This is a genomic window from Ferribacterium limneticum (genome assembly GCF_020510585.1).
Classification (GTDB): Bacteria; Pseudomonadota; Gammaproteobacteria; order Burkholderiales; family Rhodocyclaceae; genus Azonexus.
Window position 1 is genome coordinate 2404006 of the sequence record NZ_CP075190.1, and the last position, 15590, is coordinate 2419595.

Annotated in this window: 15 protein-coding genes and 2 tRNA genes; 6 read left to right on the forward strand and 11 right to left on the reverse strand. The window is 59.9% G+C overall.

All coding sequences use genetic code 11. The annotated features are described in order from the left end of the window. Window positions 1-211: 211 nt before the first annotated feature. The 5 genes from cysW to KI613_RS11790 form a co-directional block, all read right to left on the reverse strand. Entirely contained in the window at window positions 212-1105 is an 894-nt protein-coding gene (gene cysW, locus KI613_RS11770; RefSeq protein ID WP_226399638.1) for a sulfate ABC transporter permease subunit CysW, read from the reverse strand. Continuing rightward, complete coding sequence (cysT, locus tag KI613_RS11775; protein ID WP_226399640.1) at window positions 1105-1932, reverse strand: sulfate ABC transporter permease subunit CysT; 828 nt, start codon at window positions 1930-1932, stop codon at window positions 1105-1107. Before cysT ends, cysW begins: the two co-directional genes overlap by 1 nt. A 326-nt stretch (window positions 1933-2258) precedes the next feature. Beyond that, window positions 2259-3263, reverse strand: a complete 1005-nt coding sequence (locus KI613_RS11780) for a sulfate ABC transporter substrate-binding protein (protein WP_226399642.1) — start codon at window positions 3261-3263, stop codon at window positions 2259-2261. A gap of 419 nt (window positions 3264-3682) precedes the next feature. After that, a tRNA-Arg gene (locus KI613_RS11785) sits at window positions 3683-3759 on the reverse strand. Between the two features lie 60 nt (window positions 3760-3819). Then, a tRNA-Arg gene (locus KI613_RS11790) sits at window positions 3820-3896 on the reverse strand. Window positions 3897-3934: 38 nt separating this feature from the next. Between KI613_RS11790 and KI613_RS11795 the strand changes: the two genes are divergently transcribed. Beyond that, window positions 3935-4228 carry a biotin/lipoyl-containing protein gene (locus tag KI613_RS11795; protein WP_226399644.1) on the forward strand — a complete coding sequence of 98 codons (294 nt, stop codon included), beginning with the start codon at window positions 3935-3937 and terminating at the stop codon, window positions 4226-4228. Between the two features lie 36 nt (window positions 4229-4264). Here KI613_RS11795 and KI613_RS11800 read toward each other — a convergent pair whose 3' ends face one another. From KI613_RS11800 to KI613_RS11815, 4 genes are all read right to left on the reverse strand, one after another. After that, window positions 4265-4606 carry a BON domain-containing protein gene (locus KI613_RS11800; protein WP_226399646.1) on the reverse strand — a complete coding sequence of 114 codons (342 nt, stop codon included), beginning with the start codon at window positions 4604-4606 and terminating at the stop codon, window positions 4265-4267. Between the two features lie 208 nt (window positions 4607-4814). Beyond that, window positions 4815-6224, reverse strand: coding sequence for a sigma 54-interacting transcriptional regulator (locus tag KI613_RS11805; protein ID WP_226399648.1), 1410 nt, complete (start codon window positions 6222-6224; stop codon window positions 4815-4817). Then, on the reverse strand, window positions 6224-6772 hold the full coding sequence (locus KI613_RS11810; RefSeq protein WP_226399650.1) for a permease: 549 nt from the start codon (window positions 6770-6772) through the stop codon (window positions 6224-6226). The genes KI613_RS11805 and KI613_RS11810 overlap by 1 nt, the downstream gene beginning before the upstream one ends. Beyond that, complete coding sequence (locus KI613_RS11815) at window positions 6762-8165, reverse strand: sensor histidine kinase (RefSeq protein WP_226399652.1); 1404 nt, start codon at window positions 8163-8165, stop codon at window positions 6762-6764. The genes KI613_RS11810 and KI613_RS11815 overlap by 11 nt, the downstream gene beginning before the upstream one ends. 355 nt (window positions 8166-8520) lie before the next feature. On the opposite strand from KI613_RS11815, the gene KI613_RS11820 reads away from it, so the two are divergent. From KI613_RS11820 to ettA, 3 genes are all read left to right on the forward strand, one after another. Continuing rightward, a complete protein-coding gene (locus KI613_RS11820; RefSeq protein WP_226399654.1) occupies window positions 8521-9087 on the forward strand; it encodes a bactofilin family protein in 567 nt (188 codons plus the stop codon). 77 nt (window positions 9088-9164) lie between these two features. Further along, on the forward strand, window positions 9165-9752 hold the full coding sequence (locus tag KI613_RS11825) for an N-acyl amino acid synthase FeeM domain-containing protein (protein ID WP_226399656.1): 588 nt from the start codon (window positions 9165-9167) through the stop codon (window positions 9750-9752). Between the two features lie 115 nt (window positions 9753-9867). After that, window positions 9868-11532 carry an energy-dependent translational throttle protein EttA gene (ettA, locus tag KI613_RS11830; RefSeq protein ID WP_226399658.1) on the forward strand — a complete coding sequence of 555 codons (1665 nt, stop codon included), beginning with the start codon at window positions 9868-9870 and terminating at the stop codon, window positions 11530-11532. A gap of 148 nt (window positions 11533-11680) precedes the next feature. Here ettA and KI613_RS11835 read toward each other — a convergent pair whose 3' ends face one another. Further along, a complete protein-coding gene (locus tag KI613_RS11835; protein ID WP_226399661.1) occupies window positions 11681-11959 on the reverse strand; it encodes a hypothetical protein in 279 nt (92 codons plus the stop codon). Window positions 11960-12071: 112 nt separating this feature from the next. Between KI613_RS11835 and KI613_RS11840 the strand changes: the two genes are divergently transcribed. Together KI613_RS11840 and KI613_RS11845 are read left to right on the forward strand one after the other, a co-directional pair. Further along, the gene (locus KI613_RS11840) at window positions 12072-12893 is read left to right on the forward strand and encodes a class I SAM-dependent methyltransferase (RefSeq protein ID WP_226399663.1); all 822 of its coding nucleotides are present in this window, start codon (window positions 12072-12074) and stop codon (window positions 12891-12893) included. 6 nt (window positions 12894-12899) lie between these two features. Continuing rightward, a complete protein-coding gene (locus KI613_RS11845) occupies window positions 12900-14792 on the forward strand; it encodes a peptidase U32 family protein (RefSeq protein ID WP_226399665.1) in 1893 nt (630 codons plus the stop codon). A gap of 17 nt (window positions 14793-14809) precedes the next feature. Here the strand turns inward: KI613_RS11845 and KI613_RS11850 are convergent, their stop codons facing one another. Then, entirely contained in the window at window positions 14810-15520 is a 711-nt protein-coding gene (locus KI613_RS11850; RefSeq protein ID WP_226399667.1) for a class I SAM-dependent methyltransferase, read from the reverse strand. Between the last annotated feature and the right edge of the window lie 70 nt (window positions 15521-15590).

Sequence of the window (15590 nt, forward strand, 5' to 3'; positions counted from 1 at the left end):
TGCGCCGCAAGTTGCTGCCAGCGCAGCAAGCAGCCCGTTCGCCTCCTGCCACAATCGCCGTCGATATAAAAAAACCCGCCGGCTGAAGACGGCGGGTTTTTGGGGGGAGGAGAGACAAAAACGGTCGCTGCCAAGCAGCGGCTATGGGCCAATCCGGCATTGCTACGGTCAACCGGAAATTTTGGCCAATTTTGAAATCGGCCAGCGTGTTCTAGCCGTCGCTTTCTACTTTGGCCTCCCGGCCGGCGCGCCATTCGATGAAGCTCTTGACCGTCAATGTCAGCAGCGCCAGGATCGCCAGCAGCGAGGCCACGGCAAAGGCCGCGGCGAACTTGTACTCGCTGTAGATGATTTCAATATGCAGCGGCATGGTATTGGTCTCGCCGCGGATGTGGCCGGAGACCACCGACACCGCGCCGAACTCGCCCATGGCGCGGGCGTTGCACAGGATCACCCCGTAAAGCAGACCCCATTTGACGTTGGGGATGGTGACGTGCCAGAAGGTTTGCCAGCCGGAGGCGCCGAGTACCGTCGACGCTTCTTCCTCATCCTTGCCCTGGGCTTCCATGAGCGGGATCAGCTCGCGGGCAACAAACGGGAAGGTCACGAAAATGGTCGCCAGAACGATGCCGGGCACGGCGAAAACGACCTTCATGTCGTTATCGATGAACCACGAACCGAGCCAGCCAGTACGCCCGAAAACCAGCACGAAGATGAGGCCCGCCACCACGGGCGACACTGAAAAAGGCAGGTCGATCAGGGTGATCAAGAAGGCCTTTCCGGGGAAGTCGAACTTGGCGATGGCCCAGGCGGCAGCAACGCCGAAGATCAGATTGAGTGGCACGGATATCAATGCAGCAATCAGCGTCAGCCTGACCGCACTCAGGGCATCAGGGTCAACCAGCGCCATCAGATAGGCATCCCAGCCCTTGCGCAGTGCCTCGTAGAAAACGACGATCAATGGCATCAACAGAAACAGGCCGAAGAAGGTCAGCGAGATGCCGATGATGGTCCATTTGACCCAATTGTTTTCCCGGGTTGCCGGGTTGTTCTCGTAGCGCTCGGCGTGGGCCTGACTGAGATGCAGGGAAATTGTGGCAGCCATTATTTCGACTTTCCGGTACGTTTCGCCGTCCATGCCTGGAGGCTGTTGATGGTGATGAGCAGGATGAAGGAAACGACCAGCATGACGGCGGCAATGGCCGTTGCACCCCGGTAGTCATACTGTTCCAGCTTGGTGATGATCATCAGCGGGGTGATTTCGGAAACCAGCGGGATGTTGCCGGCGATGAAGATGACCGATCCGTACTCGCCGACGGCGCGGGCGAAGGCCAGCGCGAAGCCGGTCAGCAGCGCCGGGAACAGCGTCGGAAAAATGACCAGACGAATGGTTTGCCAGCGATTCGCCCCGAGGCTGGTAGCGGCTTCCTCGATTTCGACTTCGAGGTCTTCGAGCACCGGCTGCACGGTCCGCACGACAAAGGGCAGACCGATGAAGACCAGCGCCAGCAGGACGCCAAGCGGCGTGAATGCGACCTTGATGCCGAGCGGCTCGATGATGCTACCGATCCAGCCATTGCCGGCCCACAGCGCAGTCAGCGCAATGCCGGCCACGGCAGTCGGCAGCGCGAAGGGTAGATCGACCAGTGAATCGACAATTTTCTTGCCGGGGAAGTTGTAGCGCACCAGGCTCCAGGCCAGCAGCAGCCCGAATATGGCGTTGATCGCCGCGGCGGCCAGCGAGGCGCCGAAGGTCAGCTTGTACGAGGCCATGACGCGCGGCGTCGTGACCACATACCAGAATTGCTCCAGCGTCAGTTCTGCCGTCTTGATGAACACCGCAGCAAGCGGGATCAGAACGATCAGCGACAACCAGGTCAGCGTGTAGCCGAGTGAAAGATTGAAGCCGGGCAAGGCATTGCGATTGCTCATCGCACCACCTCGCCGGCACCTGTCGGGTTTTGCCCGACCGCACTATTTCTATGAAACCTTGAAAACATGAGAACTCCGAAACGCTTCTGACAGGCGGGAAGCTTAGAGAGCGCTCAGCAATTCCTTAACCAATTTATTCCTCTTTGCTTATTCAGATTGCTGCAATAAGCGCCGGGCCTCGGGCAAGCGATTCCGCGGACCATTTCAAAATTGGCCGATATTTCCGGTTGACCGTGGCAAGGCACAAAAAAACCCCGGCGACCACGAATGGCCAACCGGGGTCATCCGGACGGCACCCCCAGGCGCCGCCCGTCCCACAACAAAACTTACTTGACGTAGATCTGGTCGAAGCTGCCGCCATCGGCGAAGTGGGTGTTCTGGGCCTTGTCCCAGCCACCGAATTCCTTGTCGATCGTGATCAGCTTGAGCTTGGCGAACTGCTTGCTGTATTTGGCGGCCACTTTTGCGTCGGTCGGACGGTAATAGTTCTTGCCGGCGATGTCCTGACCTTCCGGCGAATAGAGGTAGTTCAGGTATTCGGTCGCCACCTTGCGGGTGCCCTTCTTGTCGACGATCTTGTCGACCACGGCCACCGGCGGCTCAGCCAGGATGGAGACGGACGGCGTGACGATTTCAAACTTGTCCGGACCGAGTTCCTTGAGCGATAGGTAGGCTTCGTTTTCCCAGGCAATCAGCACATCGCCAATATTGCGCTCAACAAAGGTCGTCGTAGAACCACGCGCACCGGAGTCGAGCACCTTGACGTTGCCGTACACCTTCTTGACGAAGTCCTTGGCAGTCGCATCGCTGCCGCCCGGCAGTTGCTTGGCGTAGGCCCAGGCCGCCAGATAGTTCCAGCGAGCGCCACCGGAGGTCTTCGGATTCGGGGTGATCACCTCAACACCCGGCTTGGCCAGATCGCCCCAGTCCTTGATGCCCTTGGGATTGCCCTTGCGAACCAGCAGGACGATGGTGGAAGTGTACGGCGAGGCATTCAGCGGCAGCTTCTTCTGCCAGTCCTTGGCGGTCAGGCCTGCCTTGGCCACTTCATCAACGTCATAGGCCAGAGCCAACGTGACGACATCGGCATCCAGGCCGTCGATAACAGCACGGGCCTGCTTGCCGGAACCACCGTGAGCCGCCTTGATGGTGACGGTTTCTCCAGTCTTCGCCTTCCAGTGCTTGGCGAAGGCGACGTTGTATTCCTGATACAGCTCGCGAGTCGGGTCATAGGAGACGTTCAACAGATTGACGTCAGCGAAAGCGTTGCCACCGAAGGCAAGGCCAATGGCCAAAGCAATTAAGCCGCGGCGGGTGTTGTTGAACTGCATTTTCGTAATCCCTGGTTAGTTATGGAAGCCTCAATTTACGGAAGGCCCAACCTCAGGAGAACGACGTATTTTTTATTTCCTTATGCGTAACCGGGCATATTTCGATCAAACCGTTGCACCGACGTTCGACGGGCGCTTGCCAGAAGCGACCTGCGTTTCCAGCCTACATTTTTCGCCAAGGGGCCGTCTTACCTATCAGGGGCACGGGATTGAAACCGTCAACAATCGCGGGGCGGCAGCATGGGCGGGCAAAGGCGTGAATTCCCGATCTTCATTGCCATGATCTGCGGCACACTGTTGGAATACGTTTAAACGATTCGTCGGGAACAGATTGTGGAGCGCATTTCCCATTTTCTCGCCTCAAAAAGCAAAAAGGCCAATCAGAGATTGGCCTAAACGCTTTGGAGTACAGTTTTATTTGGTGCGCCCGGAGCGATTCGAACGCCCGACCCCTTGGTTCGTAGCCAAGTACTCTATCCAGCTGAGCTACGGGCGCACACCTAAACTGCTTTTTACTGATTTGCCGAAATTTTCAACCTTCGGCGGGTTGTTCTTCTGGTGCGCCCGGAGCGATTCGAACGCCCGACCCCTTGGTTCGTAGCCAAGTACTCTATCCAGCTGAGCTACGGGCGCACTGTCAGAGCGGCGCATTATACGGACACCGGCGTAGAATGCAAGGTTTCCGCCGAAAAAAGCTGATGTCTTTTTCCTTCATTCGCATGCCGAAATACCCCGAGTGCTGGTCGAGTTGCGGCTCGTGCGCGAGCGGCGACATCTTCATTCTGGAGTTGCTGGTGAAGCATGGCGACAGGGTGGAGCGCGACGACAATATTTTGACGCTGGAAACCGGCAAGGTGGCGCTGGACATTCCCAGCCCGCAAGCGGGCCGGGTGGTTCAAATCCACGTTACAGAGGGCGATACAGTCGCCGAAGGCGCGCTACTGGTAACTCTGGAATCAGACTGAATAGCGCCTTCAGGAAGCTGGAACCGCCCTCTTCCCTCACTTTGGGAGATCGACCTCCATGGCGTTGCGCACTTCACGCACGCCACGCACGCCGCTGGCGAGGTCGAGCGCCCGGCGCAGCGCATGTTCGTCGGGCACCGAGCCGCCAACGGTAACGACGGCGGATTTGGCGAAAATGCGGAATTGCGAACCGGCCAGGCCGATGTCAGTGCGCAGCAGGGTTTCGACCTTGTCGGTGAGCGCCGCGTCCTGCGCTTCGGTGTTGGCCACCATGGCGGCCAGCAGTTGCGGGTCGTCGGTGGCGAATGCGGAAAGGCCGAGGCCGGCAAAGGTGGCTGCAGCAGTGATGCTGGCGACCATAAGGTGACGTTTGAACATGGCTATTCCCTTTTATTGTTGATTGCCATCAGGCTATTGCGAAGTCCGTGCCAGCTATCAATTTTCTATTTAAATCAATAAATTACGCTGAACGTTTGTTTTTGGCGATGGGCATTCCGTCGTGCGGCAACGACAGCTGTTTTGGGCGCGAGCCGGAAATCTCCGAGAAACCGTCATCCGCGCGGACGGAGATGACTGAGCTGTTTCCCTAAGTCACGGCCGGCTTGTCTCCGCCTGACGGCGGGCTATCGCCTTCGCTGCGGAACATGGCTGGCGTCAGGTCGTGTTTCTGCAACAGGCGGTAGAACTCTGTCCGGTTGCGTTCGGCCAGACGGGCGGCGTCGGCGACGTTGCCGTCAGTCAGTTTGAGGAGCTGGACGAGGTAGTTGCGCTCAAAGCGCTGCTTGGCTTCGGCGTAATTGAGGGCATCCATGACCGGCACGCGCAGGGCGCGCTGGACGAGGGTGAGCGGGATGAGCGGCGTCGAGGTCAGCGCGCAGCTTTGTTCGACGACGTTGAACAGTTGCCGGACATTGCCCGGCCAGGCAGCCGTGGCCAGCGCTTCAAGGGCTTCGGGGGCGAAGCCGTTGACCGGCTTGCCGTATTTGCCGGCGAGCAGCTGGACGAAATGCAGGGCGAGCAACGGGATGTCCTCGCGTCGCTCGTCGAGGCGCGGCAGGTTGAGCGAGACGACGTCGAGACGGTAGTAGAGGTCTTCGCGGAACTGGCCTTGGGCCATGGCGAGATCAAGATCGCGATGGGTCGCCGAGAGCAGACGGACATCGACCGGCTCGGCCTTGGTCGTGCCGACCGGGCGCACGACGCGTTCCTGCAGCACGCGCAGCAGCTTGACCTGGAGGGCGAGCGGCATGTCGCCGATTTCGTCGAGGAAGAGCGTGCCGCCGTTGGCGGTCTGGAACAGGCCGACGCGACTGGCGCCGGCGCCGGTGAAAGCGCCCTTGGCGTGGCCGAAGAGCTCGGATTCAAGCAGTTGTTCGGGAATGGCGCCGCAGTTGATGGCGACGAACGGCCCCTTGGCGCGCGGACTGGCGCGGTGGATGGCGCGGGCCAGCACCTCCTTGCCGGTGCCGCTTTCGCCGCGAATCAGAACGCTGGCGTCGGAGGCGGCGACCATGCGCGCTTCGGCCATCAGTTCGGCCATCTTGCTGCTGCGAAAAACCACGCCTTCCATCCAGGCGTCGTCGCCCTTCCCGGCTGCGCGTGGCTCGTCACCGGGATGCGAGGTCGGCGCCGAGAGTTGCAGGGCGCGGTCGATCTTTTCGAGCAGGATCTGGCTGTCGAAAGGCTTGGTCAGGTAGCCGAAAACGCCGCGCGAGGTGGCGGCGACGGCATCGGGGATATTGCCGTGGGCGGTGAGCAGGATGACCGGCAGCGTTGGCCGGGTGCGGCGGATTTCCTCGAACAAGGCCAAGCCGTCCAGCCCGGGCAGGCGAACGTCGCTGACGACAACGCGCGGCGGATCGACGGCAATCTGAGCCAAGGCCTGCTCGGCCGAGCCGACGGCGGTGATCCGGAAGCCCTTGGCACGTAGGCGCATGGTCAGCAGCTTGAGAATGTCTTCGTCGTCATCGACGACCAGTACGTGTGCGCCGGCCATTACCGTTTTCCTCCGTTCGGACTGATTACGCGCGGGCGCGGGATCAGCGTTTGTTCGATATTGGCCAGGCTGTCGAGTTTTTCCTGCAGCTCGGTCGTCTTGCGCTGGCTGTCCTTCAATAGCTGGCCCTGTTTTTCCAGCTGGCTTTCGAGTTTCATGCGTTCCTGATAGTTGTCGGCGAGTTGCCGGGCCAGCGGATGAAACGAAACTGCTGCCGGTTCGGTCGATTTGAGAACGCCTTCGAGCAGCGCCAGCCCCTTGCCGAGATCCTGCTGGACGCGCGGATGCCCGAGCAACAGGGCCATCCTGACCTGCGTGAATGGCGTCTGCGGTACGGCGACGAGCACTGACCGTTCACGCCCCAGCTCGGCTGGCGTCATGCGCGACAGGCTCTGGTTATAGGCCAGTGCGGCCTCCGGGCTGGTGTCCTCGAGATGCAACTTTCTGGCCAGCGGGCCGGAAGCGCAGCCTGCTACGGTCAACCCGAAAAAAAGGCCAAAAATGAAAACCGCCACGCGGCGGGAAAACATCGGGTATTTACTGCTCATCAGGTATTTCCACACAAAAATGGGCGCCCGTTTGTTGCGGGACGAGGTACACCGTGCCCCCCATCGCCCGCACCAGTTCGCGCACGATGGACAGCCCGACGCCGCTGCCCTGGCGCGGCGCCGGCGCGACGCGCTGCCCCTGGACAAAGGGCTCGAAGATGCGTTGCCGGTCTTCTTCGGCGATGCCTGGCCCCTGATCGACACACTCGAAGCGCAAGAGGCCTTCAATGTGGCTGACCGAGAGGTGGATTTCACCGTTTTCCGGGCTGAAGTCGATGGCGTTGGATAACAGATTGTCGAGAACGACCGTCATTTTCTCGGCGTCGAGCATGGCCGTTTCCTGCGAGGATTCGATGACGATCTTCAACTGCCGCGACTGGCTGTGCAGTTCGCGGCGCTGGACAACGGTGCTGAGCAGCTTGCGCAGCCGGGTCGGGGCAATTTGCAGGCGACGCGCCTCGAAGGCGGCGGCATTGAGCGTCAGCAGGCTCTCGATTTGCTGCTGCAGGCTGATCACGTTGTGCTGGAGGATATCGACCACCTCGCGCTGCCCTGCCGCCAAAGGTCCGGGGACTTCCTCGCGGAGCAAGGAGACGCCTTCCTTCAGTGCCGTCAGCGGCGTTTTCAGTTCGTGCGAGACATGGCGCAAGGCCCGCTCGCGGTCAGCCTCCAGCTCGGCCAGGCGCTGACGCAACCAGTCCAGCCGCTTGCCGAGCTGGCGCAAGTCGGCCGGGCCACCGACGGTGACGGCCTCATCGAAACGGCTGGCGCCGAGCCGGATGATCGCCTGCTCTAGATGACGCACCGGCCGCACCAGCCACCAGCCCATAGCCAGCGCGACGAGCAGTGCGCCACAGAGGGCCAGGGCTATGCGCCCGCCCAAACGCAAGCGGTTGGTCTCGAGATCTTCAAGCGACTTACGATTCTGCCCTTCGATCCAGCGTTGTCCAGCCTGCTTCAACAGACCGTCAAGCTCGGCCATGCGGGCCAACAGGGGAATGATCTCGGCCTGCGGAATGTTCTGTTCAAGACCGCTGCGCAGCGCCTCGGCCACCATGCGCCAACCGCCAAGCAAGGGCAGGAGCGGTTCGGCGGCCAGCGTATCGAGCCGATCGACGACCGCCAGCGATTGACTGAGGTGTTCGTCAAAACGCTGGCGGAAAACCGGGTTATCGAGCACCAGATATTGCCGCGCGCTGCGTTCGATATCGATGGTGCGCTCGCCAAGTTCCTGGATCGACGCCGTCAACTGGATGGCCTGCTCACTGCTGCGCCGGCTCTGATCGACCAGGCGCTCTACTACCAACCAGCTCTGCACCGCCGCGCCGCCAAGCAGCAAAACAATCAGGGCAAAGCCAAGCAACATCCCCTGACGAAAGGAAATTCGATTCATCGGCACCCTGTGTCTTAAAACTGAAGTTTAAACCGCCATGCAGGCGAGGACGGCTGTGCGCGCGCTGAAAAAACACGCTCCGCAACCGCCACGCAGACCATTTTATTACTTACAAATCAATGAATTAAAAATATGTCGCAATTTAACGACAGCCTTCTGATCTAGATTAGCTGCCTTTGCCGGGAAAACCAAAAATATCTGTCGTAATTTCACGACAGATATAGGCAACGAATCACGAACCAGCTTTTAATATAAGTCGTAAGCCATTGATTAAACTACACCGTATTGACATGGCACGCTTATCGCAATGGAGTTCCGGTCCGACATTCATCGAAACCTCAAGACGGGAGTCACCATGTTCAACAAACCGATCCTCAACAACCGTAATGACGTCATCACCCGCAAGGAGGTCAACAACGTTCTGGGCAGCACCACCCCCCTCAAGACTTCGGCAACGGAAACCAATCCAGCGCCAGCCACTGCCGCCGCCGCACCCGTCGCTCAGCCGGAGAAAGCTGAATCGCTGGCAGAAAACGTCATGGGTGCCCGCCTGATCGTCGGCCCGGATGTCAAACTGAAAGGCGCCGAAATTCTCGATTGCGACACACTGGTTGTCGAAGGGCGCGTCGAGGCCACCATGGATAGCCGCGTGATCCGCATCGCCGAAAACGGTTCGTTCTCGGGCAAGGTCAGCATCGACATCGCCGAAATTCACGGCTGCTTCGAAGGCGAACTGACGGCGCGTTCGCAGCTGATCATCCACGCTACCGGCAAGGTCACCGGCAAGATCCGTTACGGCAAGCTGGTGATCGACGAAGGCGGCGAGCTGTGTGGCGACATCAACGCCCTGTCAGCCGAAAAGGCGACGCCGTTTCACCTCCGAGACGAACCGGTCAAGTCGCTTAGCGCAATTGCCGGTTGATAACTTTATTTATTGATCATAGAATGCGACCTATGCAGAAAGTCATACCTTCGAGTTCCAAGCTCGTTCCGGGTTTCATGTCAGCATTCATGCTGCCGGACCGGCTTGGCTCATCGCTTGGTTCAGGTGGGGCTTTTGAGCCACCGGAACTGAAGGTCGCCCCGGCTGTCACCTACCACCAGCACCGTGCCTGCAGCGCCTTGGTGCGCCGCATGTACGCCTGGCGTGGTTACCGGACGTCGCCGGCACGACAGCTGATCGAAGACCCGAATCATGCGACGCTGGGGGCCTGGATGGAGGGCGAACTGGTAGCGACGCTGACCACTTCCCGCGATTCCAGCGCCGGCCTGCTCGCCGACAATCTCTACGCCGAGGAACTGGCCGGGCTGCGCAAGCCGTCCCGCATTCTCTGCGAAGTGACAAGGCTGGCGGTCGATGTGGATTCTCATGATCCCGAATTGCTCAAATCGCTTTTCCGGTCGAGTTATCAGTACGCCCGCGCAATTTTTGGCGTGACGGACGCGGTCATCGAAGTCAATCCGCGTCACGCCGCCTACTACCGCCGGGAATTCGGCTTTTCGCAGATCGGCTCCGTTCGCACCTGCCCCCGGGTCAATGCGCCGGCCGTGCTGCTGCACCGTCCGCTGGGCAATCTTCACTTCTAGCTTCCACGTCATTCCAACGCAAATGGCCAGCCTCCGAGCTTCGGGAGGCTGGCCATTTGCGTTGAAGGGCCGTAGACTCGCGCATCATTAATATTTACGACTACAGGTAGGTTCAATGGCTCAATACGTAATGTCCATGCTGCGCGTCAGCAAGATCGTCCCGCCCAAGCGTCAGATCATCAAGGATATTTCCCTCTCCTTCTTCCCCGGCGCCAAGATCGGCCTGCTCGGCCTGAACGGCTCGGGCAAATCGACCGTGCTCAAGATCATGGCCGGCGTGGACAAGGAATACGACGGCGAGGTGCAGCATCTGGCCGGCGTCTCGATCGGCTACCTGCCGCAGGAACCGCAGCTTGATGCCGCCAAGACTGTGCGCGAGGAAGTTGAATCTGCGCTCGGCGAAGTCATGCAGGCGCAGGCCAAGCTCGACGAGGTCTATGCCGCCTACGCCGACCCGGAAGCCGATTTCGACAAGCTGGCCGAGGAACAGGCCCGTCTGGAGGCGATCATCGCCACTGCCGGCTCGGACACCGAAGCCCAGATGGAACTGGCCGCCGACGCGCTGCGCCTGCCGCCCTGGGAGGCCGTGATTGGCAACCTGTCTGGCGGCGAAAAGCGCCGCGTCGCGCTGTGCAAGCTGCTGCTCGCCAAACCCGACATGCTGCTGTTGGATGAGCCGACCAACCACCTCGACGCCGAATCGGTCGAATGGCTGGAACAGTTCCTGGTCCGCTTCCCCGGCACCGTGGTCGCCGTCACCCACGACCGCTACTTCCTCGACAACGCCGCCGAGTGGATTCTCGAACTCGACCGCGGCCACGGTATTCCGTACAAGGGCAACTACTCGTCCTGGCTGGAGCAGAAGGAAGCCCGCCTGGAAACCGAAAACAAGCAGATCGACGCCCACATGAAGGCGATGAAGCAGGAACTGGAGTGGGTGCGCAGCAATCCGAAAGCCCGTCAGGCCAAGAGCAAGTCCCGCATTGCCCGTTTCGAAGAACTGTCCAGCCAGGAATACCAGAAGCGCAACGAGACCCAGGAAATCTTCATCCCGGTCGGCGAGCGTCTGGGCGGCAAGGTCATCGAGTTCAATGGCGTCACCAAGTCGTTTGGTGACAAGCTCCTGATGGACAACGTCAGCTTCACCATCCCGGCCGGAGCCATCGTCGGTATCATCGGCCCGAACGGCGCCGGTAAATCGACCCTGTTCAAGATGATTACCGGCCAGCAACAGCCCGATTCCGGCACGGTCGACATCGGGCCGACGGTCAAGATGGCCTACGTCGATCAATCACGCGATTGTCTGGACGGCAGCAAGACGGTTTTCGAGGAACTGGCCCAGGGCAGCGACATCCTGCAGATTGGCAAGTTCGAAATGCCGTCGCGCGCCTACATCGGTCGCTTCAATTTCAAGGGCGCCGATCAGGGCAAGCAAGTCGGCAATCTGTCCGGCGGCGAACGCGGTCGCCTGCACCTCGCCAAGACGCTGATGACCGGCGGCAACGTGCTGCTGCTCGACGAACCGTCGAACGACCTTGACGTCGAAACCCTGCGTGCGCTGGAAGATGCGCTGCTCGAATTCCCCGGCTGCGCCATGGTCATTTCGCACGACCGCTGGTTCCTCGACCGGATCTGTACCCACATCCTGTCGGCCGAAGGAGATTCCCAGTGGAATTTCTTCGAAGGCAACTTCCAGGAATACGAGGAAGACAAGCGCAAGCGGCTGGGCGAAGAAGGCGCCAAGCCGAAGCGGATTCGCTACAAGCCGATCACCCGCTAAAAACGAATGGCCGGAATTTCAATTTCGGCCATTTTTCCCGGTTGACCGTGGAAACCACGCTCCCGGAAGCACAACGCAAAACGGGCGCCGCTTGGCGCCCGTTTTTTCTTCTTCCCCCCGCCAATGCGGAAGGCTGAAACCTGAAATCTTAGTGCTTGAGGCTGGCGGAGAAAACCGCCTTGGACTTCTCGGAAAAATGGAATTCGTTGAAAGCGCGAGCGATTTCGGCTTCGTTGCGGCCTTCGGACTGATCTTCGAAGCTGATACCGATGATCTTGCCGTTGGCGGCCAGGGTCTGGAAGGCGAAACGCCAGCGTTGTGCTTCAGCCAGCCGCTCGCGCAGTTCGGCTTCGTTGGAAATCGTAATACCGGCTTTCTTCAGGGAATCCAGGAATTGATCGAAGGATTCGTTGCTCAGACTGCCCATTTATCTATCTCCGTAGGTATGCGGTGTTTGATCACCATGAGCCGTATAACGACTCGACTTTGATTCGGTTGACACGAAAGTGAGAGAAGTTTGAATGCGATAATGTCGCCCCATGAAGAAGCCAAATACCACCGCCGAGATTCCTGAAATCCGTCCCGGGCAGTCCATCGAACTGCTCAAGGAACTCCACATCCTTACCCGTGACGGCAAGCTCAATCAGGACACGCGGCGCAAGCTCAAACAGGTCTATCACCTCTACCAGTTCATCGAACCGCTGCTGGATGGCGCCGAGACCCTGGTCGACCATGGGGCCGGCAAGTCCTATCTCGGTTTCATCCTCTATGATTTATGTATCAAGGATCGTGCCAATGGAGAGATCATTGGCATAGAAACGCGCCAGGAACTCGTCGAAAAATCGCGCGAACTGGCCGCCAGGCTTGGCTTTGAGCGCATGCGCTTCCTCGCCTGCACGGTCGAGGACTCGCTGACCGCTGCGGAGCTGCCAGCCCAGGTCGATGTCGTGACAGCGCTACACGCCTGCAACACGGCGACCGACGACGCCATCCGTTTCGCCCTGACCAAGAACGCCCGCCATATTGTCCTCGTCCCTTGCTGTCAGGCCGAAGTAGCCGCCACCATGCGGGCCAGAAAGAACGAATCGCTGTCGCAAAAACCGCTGTCCGAACTTTGGCGACACCCCATCCACACCCGCGAGCTCGGTAGCCACCTGACCAACGTCCTGCGCTGCCTGCTGCTCGAATCGCACGGCTACGACGTCACCGTCACCGAGCTGGTTGGCTGGGAGCATTCGATGAAGAACGAATTGATCATCGCCAGCCAGCGTGGCAACCCGCGCAAAAACGCCCGCGAACGCGCCGAAGCCATCCTGCGTGAATTCAATATCGAAGAACTTGCTCCACGTTTCACGTACTAAGTCGCCATGACTCGAATTCAACACCCTCTCGAACTCCTGGCGCCGGCCAAGAACGCCGATTTCGGCATCGAAGCCATCAAGCACGGGGCCGACGCCGTCTACATCGGCGGCCCGGCTTTCGGCGCTCGTTACGGCGCCGGCAACGACGTCGCGGAAATACGACGCCTGTGCGATTTCGCCCATCGCTACCGCGCCAGGGTCTTCGTCGCGCTCAATACCATCCTGCGCGACGACGAGCTCGAAGACAGCCGCCAGCTCGCCTGGCAACTTTACGAAGCCGGGGCCGATGCGCTGATCATCCAGGACATGGGCCTGCTCGAACTCGACCTGCCGCCCATCCAGCTCCACGCCAGCACGCAGACCGATAATCGCAACGCCGACAAGGTGAGGTTTCTCGAAGACGTCGGCTTCTCGCAGGTCGTTCTGGCGCGCGAATGCAGCTTAAACGAAATTATCAAGATTGCTTCGCAAACCAATGTTTCATTGGAATATTTTGTTCATGGCGCGCTGTGCGTTGCGTTCAGCGGCCAGTGTTACATCAGTCAGGCCCACACCGGGCGCAGCGCCAATCGTGGCGAGTGTTCGCAGGCCTGCCGCCTGCCCTACACGCTGGTCGACGACAAGGGCAAGACGATCACCGAGAACCAGCATCTACTCTCGATGAAGGACAACAACCAGACCGCCAACATGCTCGATCTGGCCCGCGCCGGCGTCTGCTCCTTCAAGATCGAGGGGCGGCTCAAAGACCTCAGCTACGTCAAGAACATCACCGCGCACTACCGCGGCCTGCTCGACGAAATCATCGCCAACAATCCCGAATTCACCCGCGCCTCAAGCGGCCGCAGCACGTACACCTTCACGCCGCAACCGGACAAGACCTTCAACCGCGGCTACACCGATTATTTCGCCAACGACCGCCAGGACGACATCGGCGCCTTCGATTCGCCGGCTTTTGTCGGTGAACTGATCGGCGAGGTTGTCGAAATCGGCGACGGCTCTTTCACCGTCAATGCCGAAAAGCCCTTCAACAACGGCGATGGCGTCTGTTTCTACGACGCCCACGGCGAAGTCGTCGGTATGCGCATCAACCGCGCCGACGGCAAAACCCTGTTCCCGGCCGAAATGCCTGAAGAACTGACCGAAGGCGCCAGCCTCTTCCGCAACCGTGACCAGGAATTCGAGCGTTCGCTGGAAAAGGAATCGGCCGACCGCCGCATTTCGGTCAAGCCAGCGCTGGTCGAAACCGAAGACGGCTTTGCGCTGACCCTGACCGACGAAGATGGCGTGAATGTTACGGTCAACCGGAAAAACGGGCCAAAATCGGAATGGCAACTGGCCCAGAACCCCGAGCCGGCGATGGCCAAGCTCACCGAAAACCTCGGCAAATTCGGCAACACGATGTTCGTCGCCGAGCCGGTCGAACTCAAACTCAGCCAGCCCTGGTTCATGCCGGTCAGCGCCATCAACGCCCTGCGCCGCGAAGCCACCGAACAACTCGACGCCGCCCGCATCGCCAGCCACCCGCGCCCGCCGCGCGCCACGCCGGCCGCCAACCCGGTGCCCTACCCGCAGGAAGAACTGACCTACCTCGGCAACGTCTTCAACGCCAAGGCCCGCCAGTTCTACGAAAAACACGGCGTCAAACTGATCGAGGAAGCCTACGAGGCCGGCAACGAAAAGGGCATGGTCTCGCTCATGATCACGCGCCATTGCCTGCGCTACAGCTTCAACCTGTGCCCGAAGGAAGTGAAGCACCTCAAGCCGGACCCGATGACGCTGATCAACGGCAACGAAAAGCTGATCCTCAAATTCGACTGCAAGGCCTGCGAAATGCACGTCGTCGGCAAGATGAAGAAGGGCGTGACGCTCAACCTCGGCAGCATCCGCCCCGCCGCCTGATCACTCGCCCCGGCTGATCAGCCCGGCTTGCGGAGCAGATCGACGCGCTGCGGATTGAGGAAGGTGGCGCCGTCCGGCCCCATGAAGGACTCGAACTTTTCCTGCACTTGCCGGTAGAGTTCCGGGGCCAGCCGGTGATCGGTGTGCGTAACCTGGATCATCCGGCTATCGAACTGGGCAAAACTCTCGAAATAGCTGCGGGTGTTGAAGAACATCTGCTTTTCGAGTTGCAGGCTGCCTGAATCCACCGCCTTGCAGATCGCCGCGAAGGCCGCCTCGCGGACCAGTTGCTCGTTGTGGAACAAGCGAAAAACCTCGTTCAGATCACCGGCAAAGACCGGTTCGGAAATCCAAGCCAGGCCGCCCGGCTTCAGCACGCGGGCAATCTCGGCCAGGGCGCGATCCATGTCGGCCACCGGCACATGGTGCAGCGACTTGAACATCAGCACGACGTCGACGCTGGCATCGTCGACCGGAATCGCCTCGGCACCACCGTGGCTGAAGCGCACCGTCGGCAAATCGGTGATTTCCAGATTGCGCGCATGCTGGATGGTGTCGACTTCGAGGGCGATAATTTCTCTCGGCCGCCCGGTTTCCGCCAGAACCCGCGTCTTTTCTGCCTTGCCGCAGCCGAGTTCGAGGACGCACGCGCCATCGAGCGGCAATTCTTCGAGCAACAGTTTGATTTCATTGCACAGCGCAGTCTGCGCGGGATCAGCGATCTTCATGGCACATCCGGAAATAGGGTCGAGCCAGAATTTTAGCGGATGCTGATACAGGAAGGCGCGCCAGTACGCC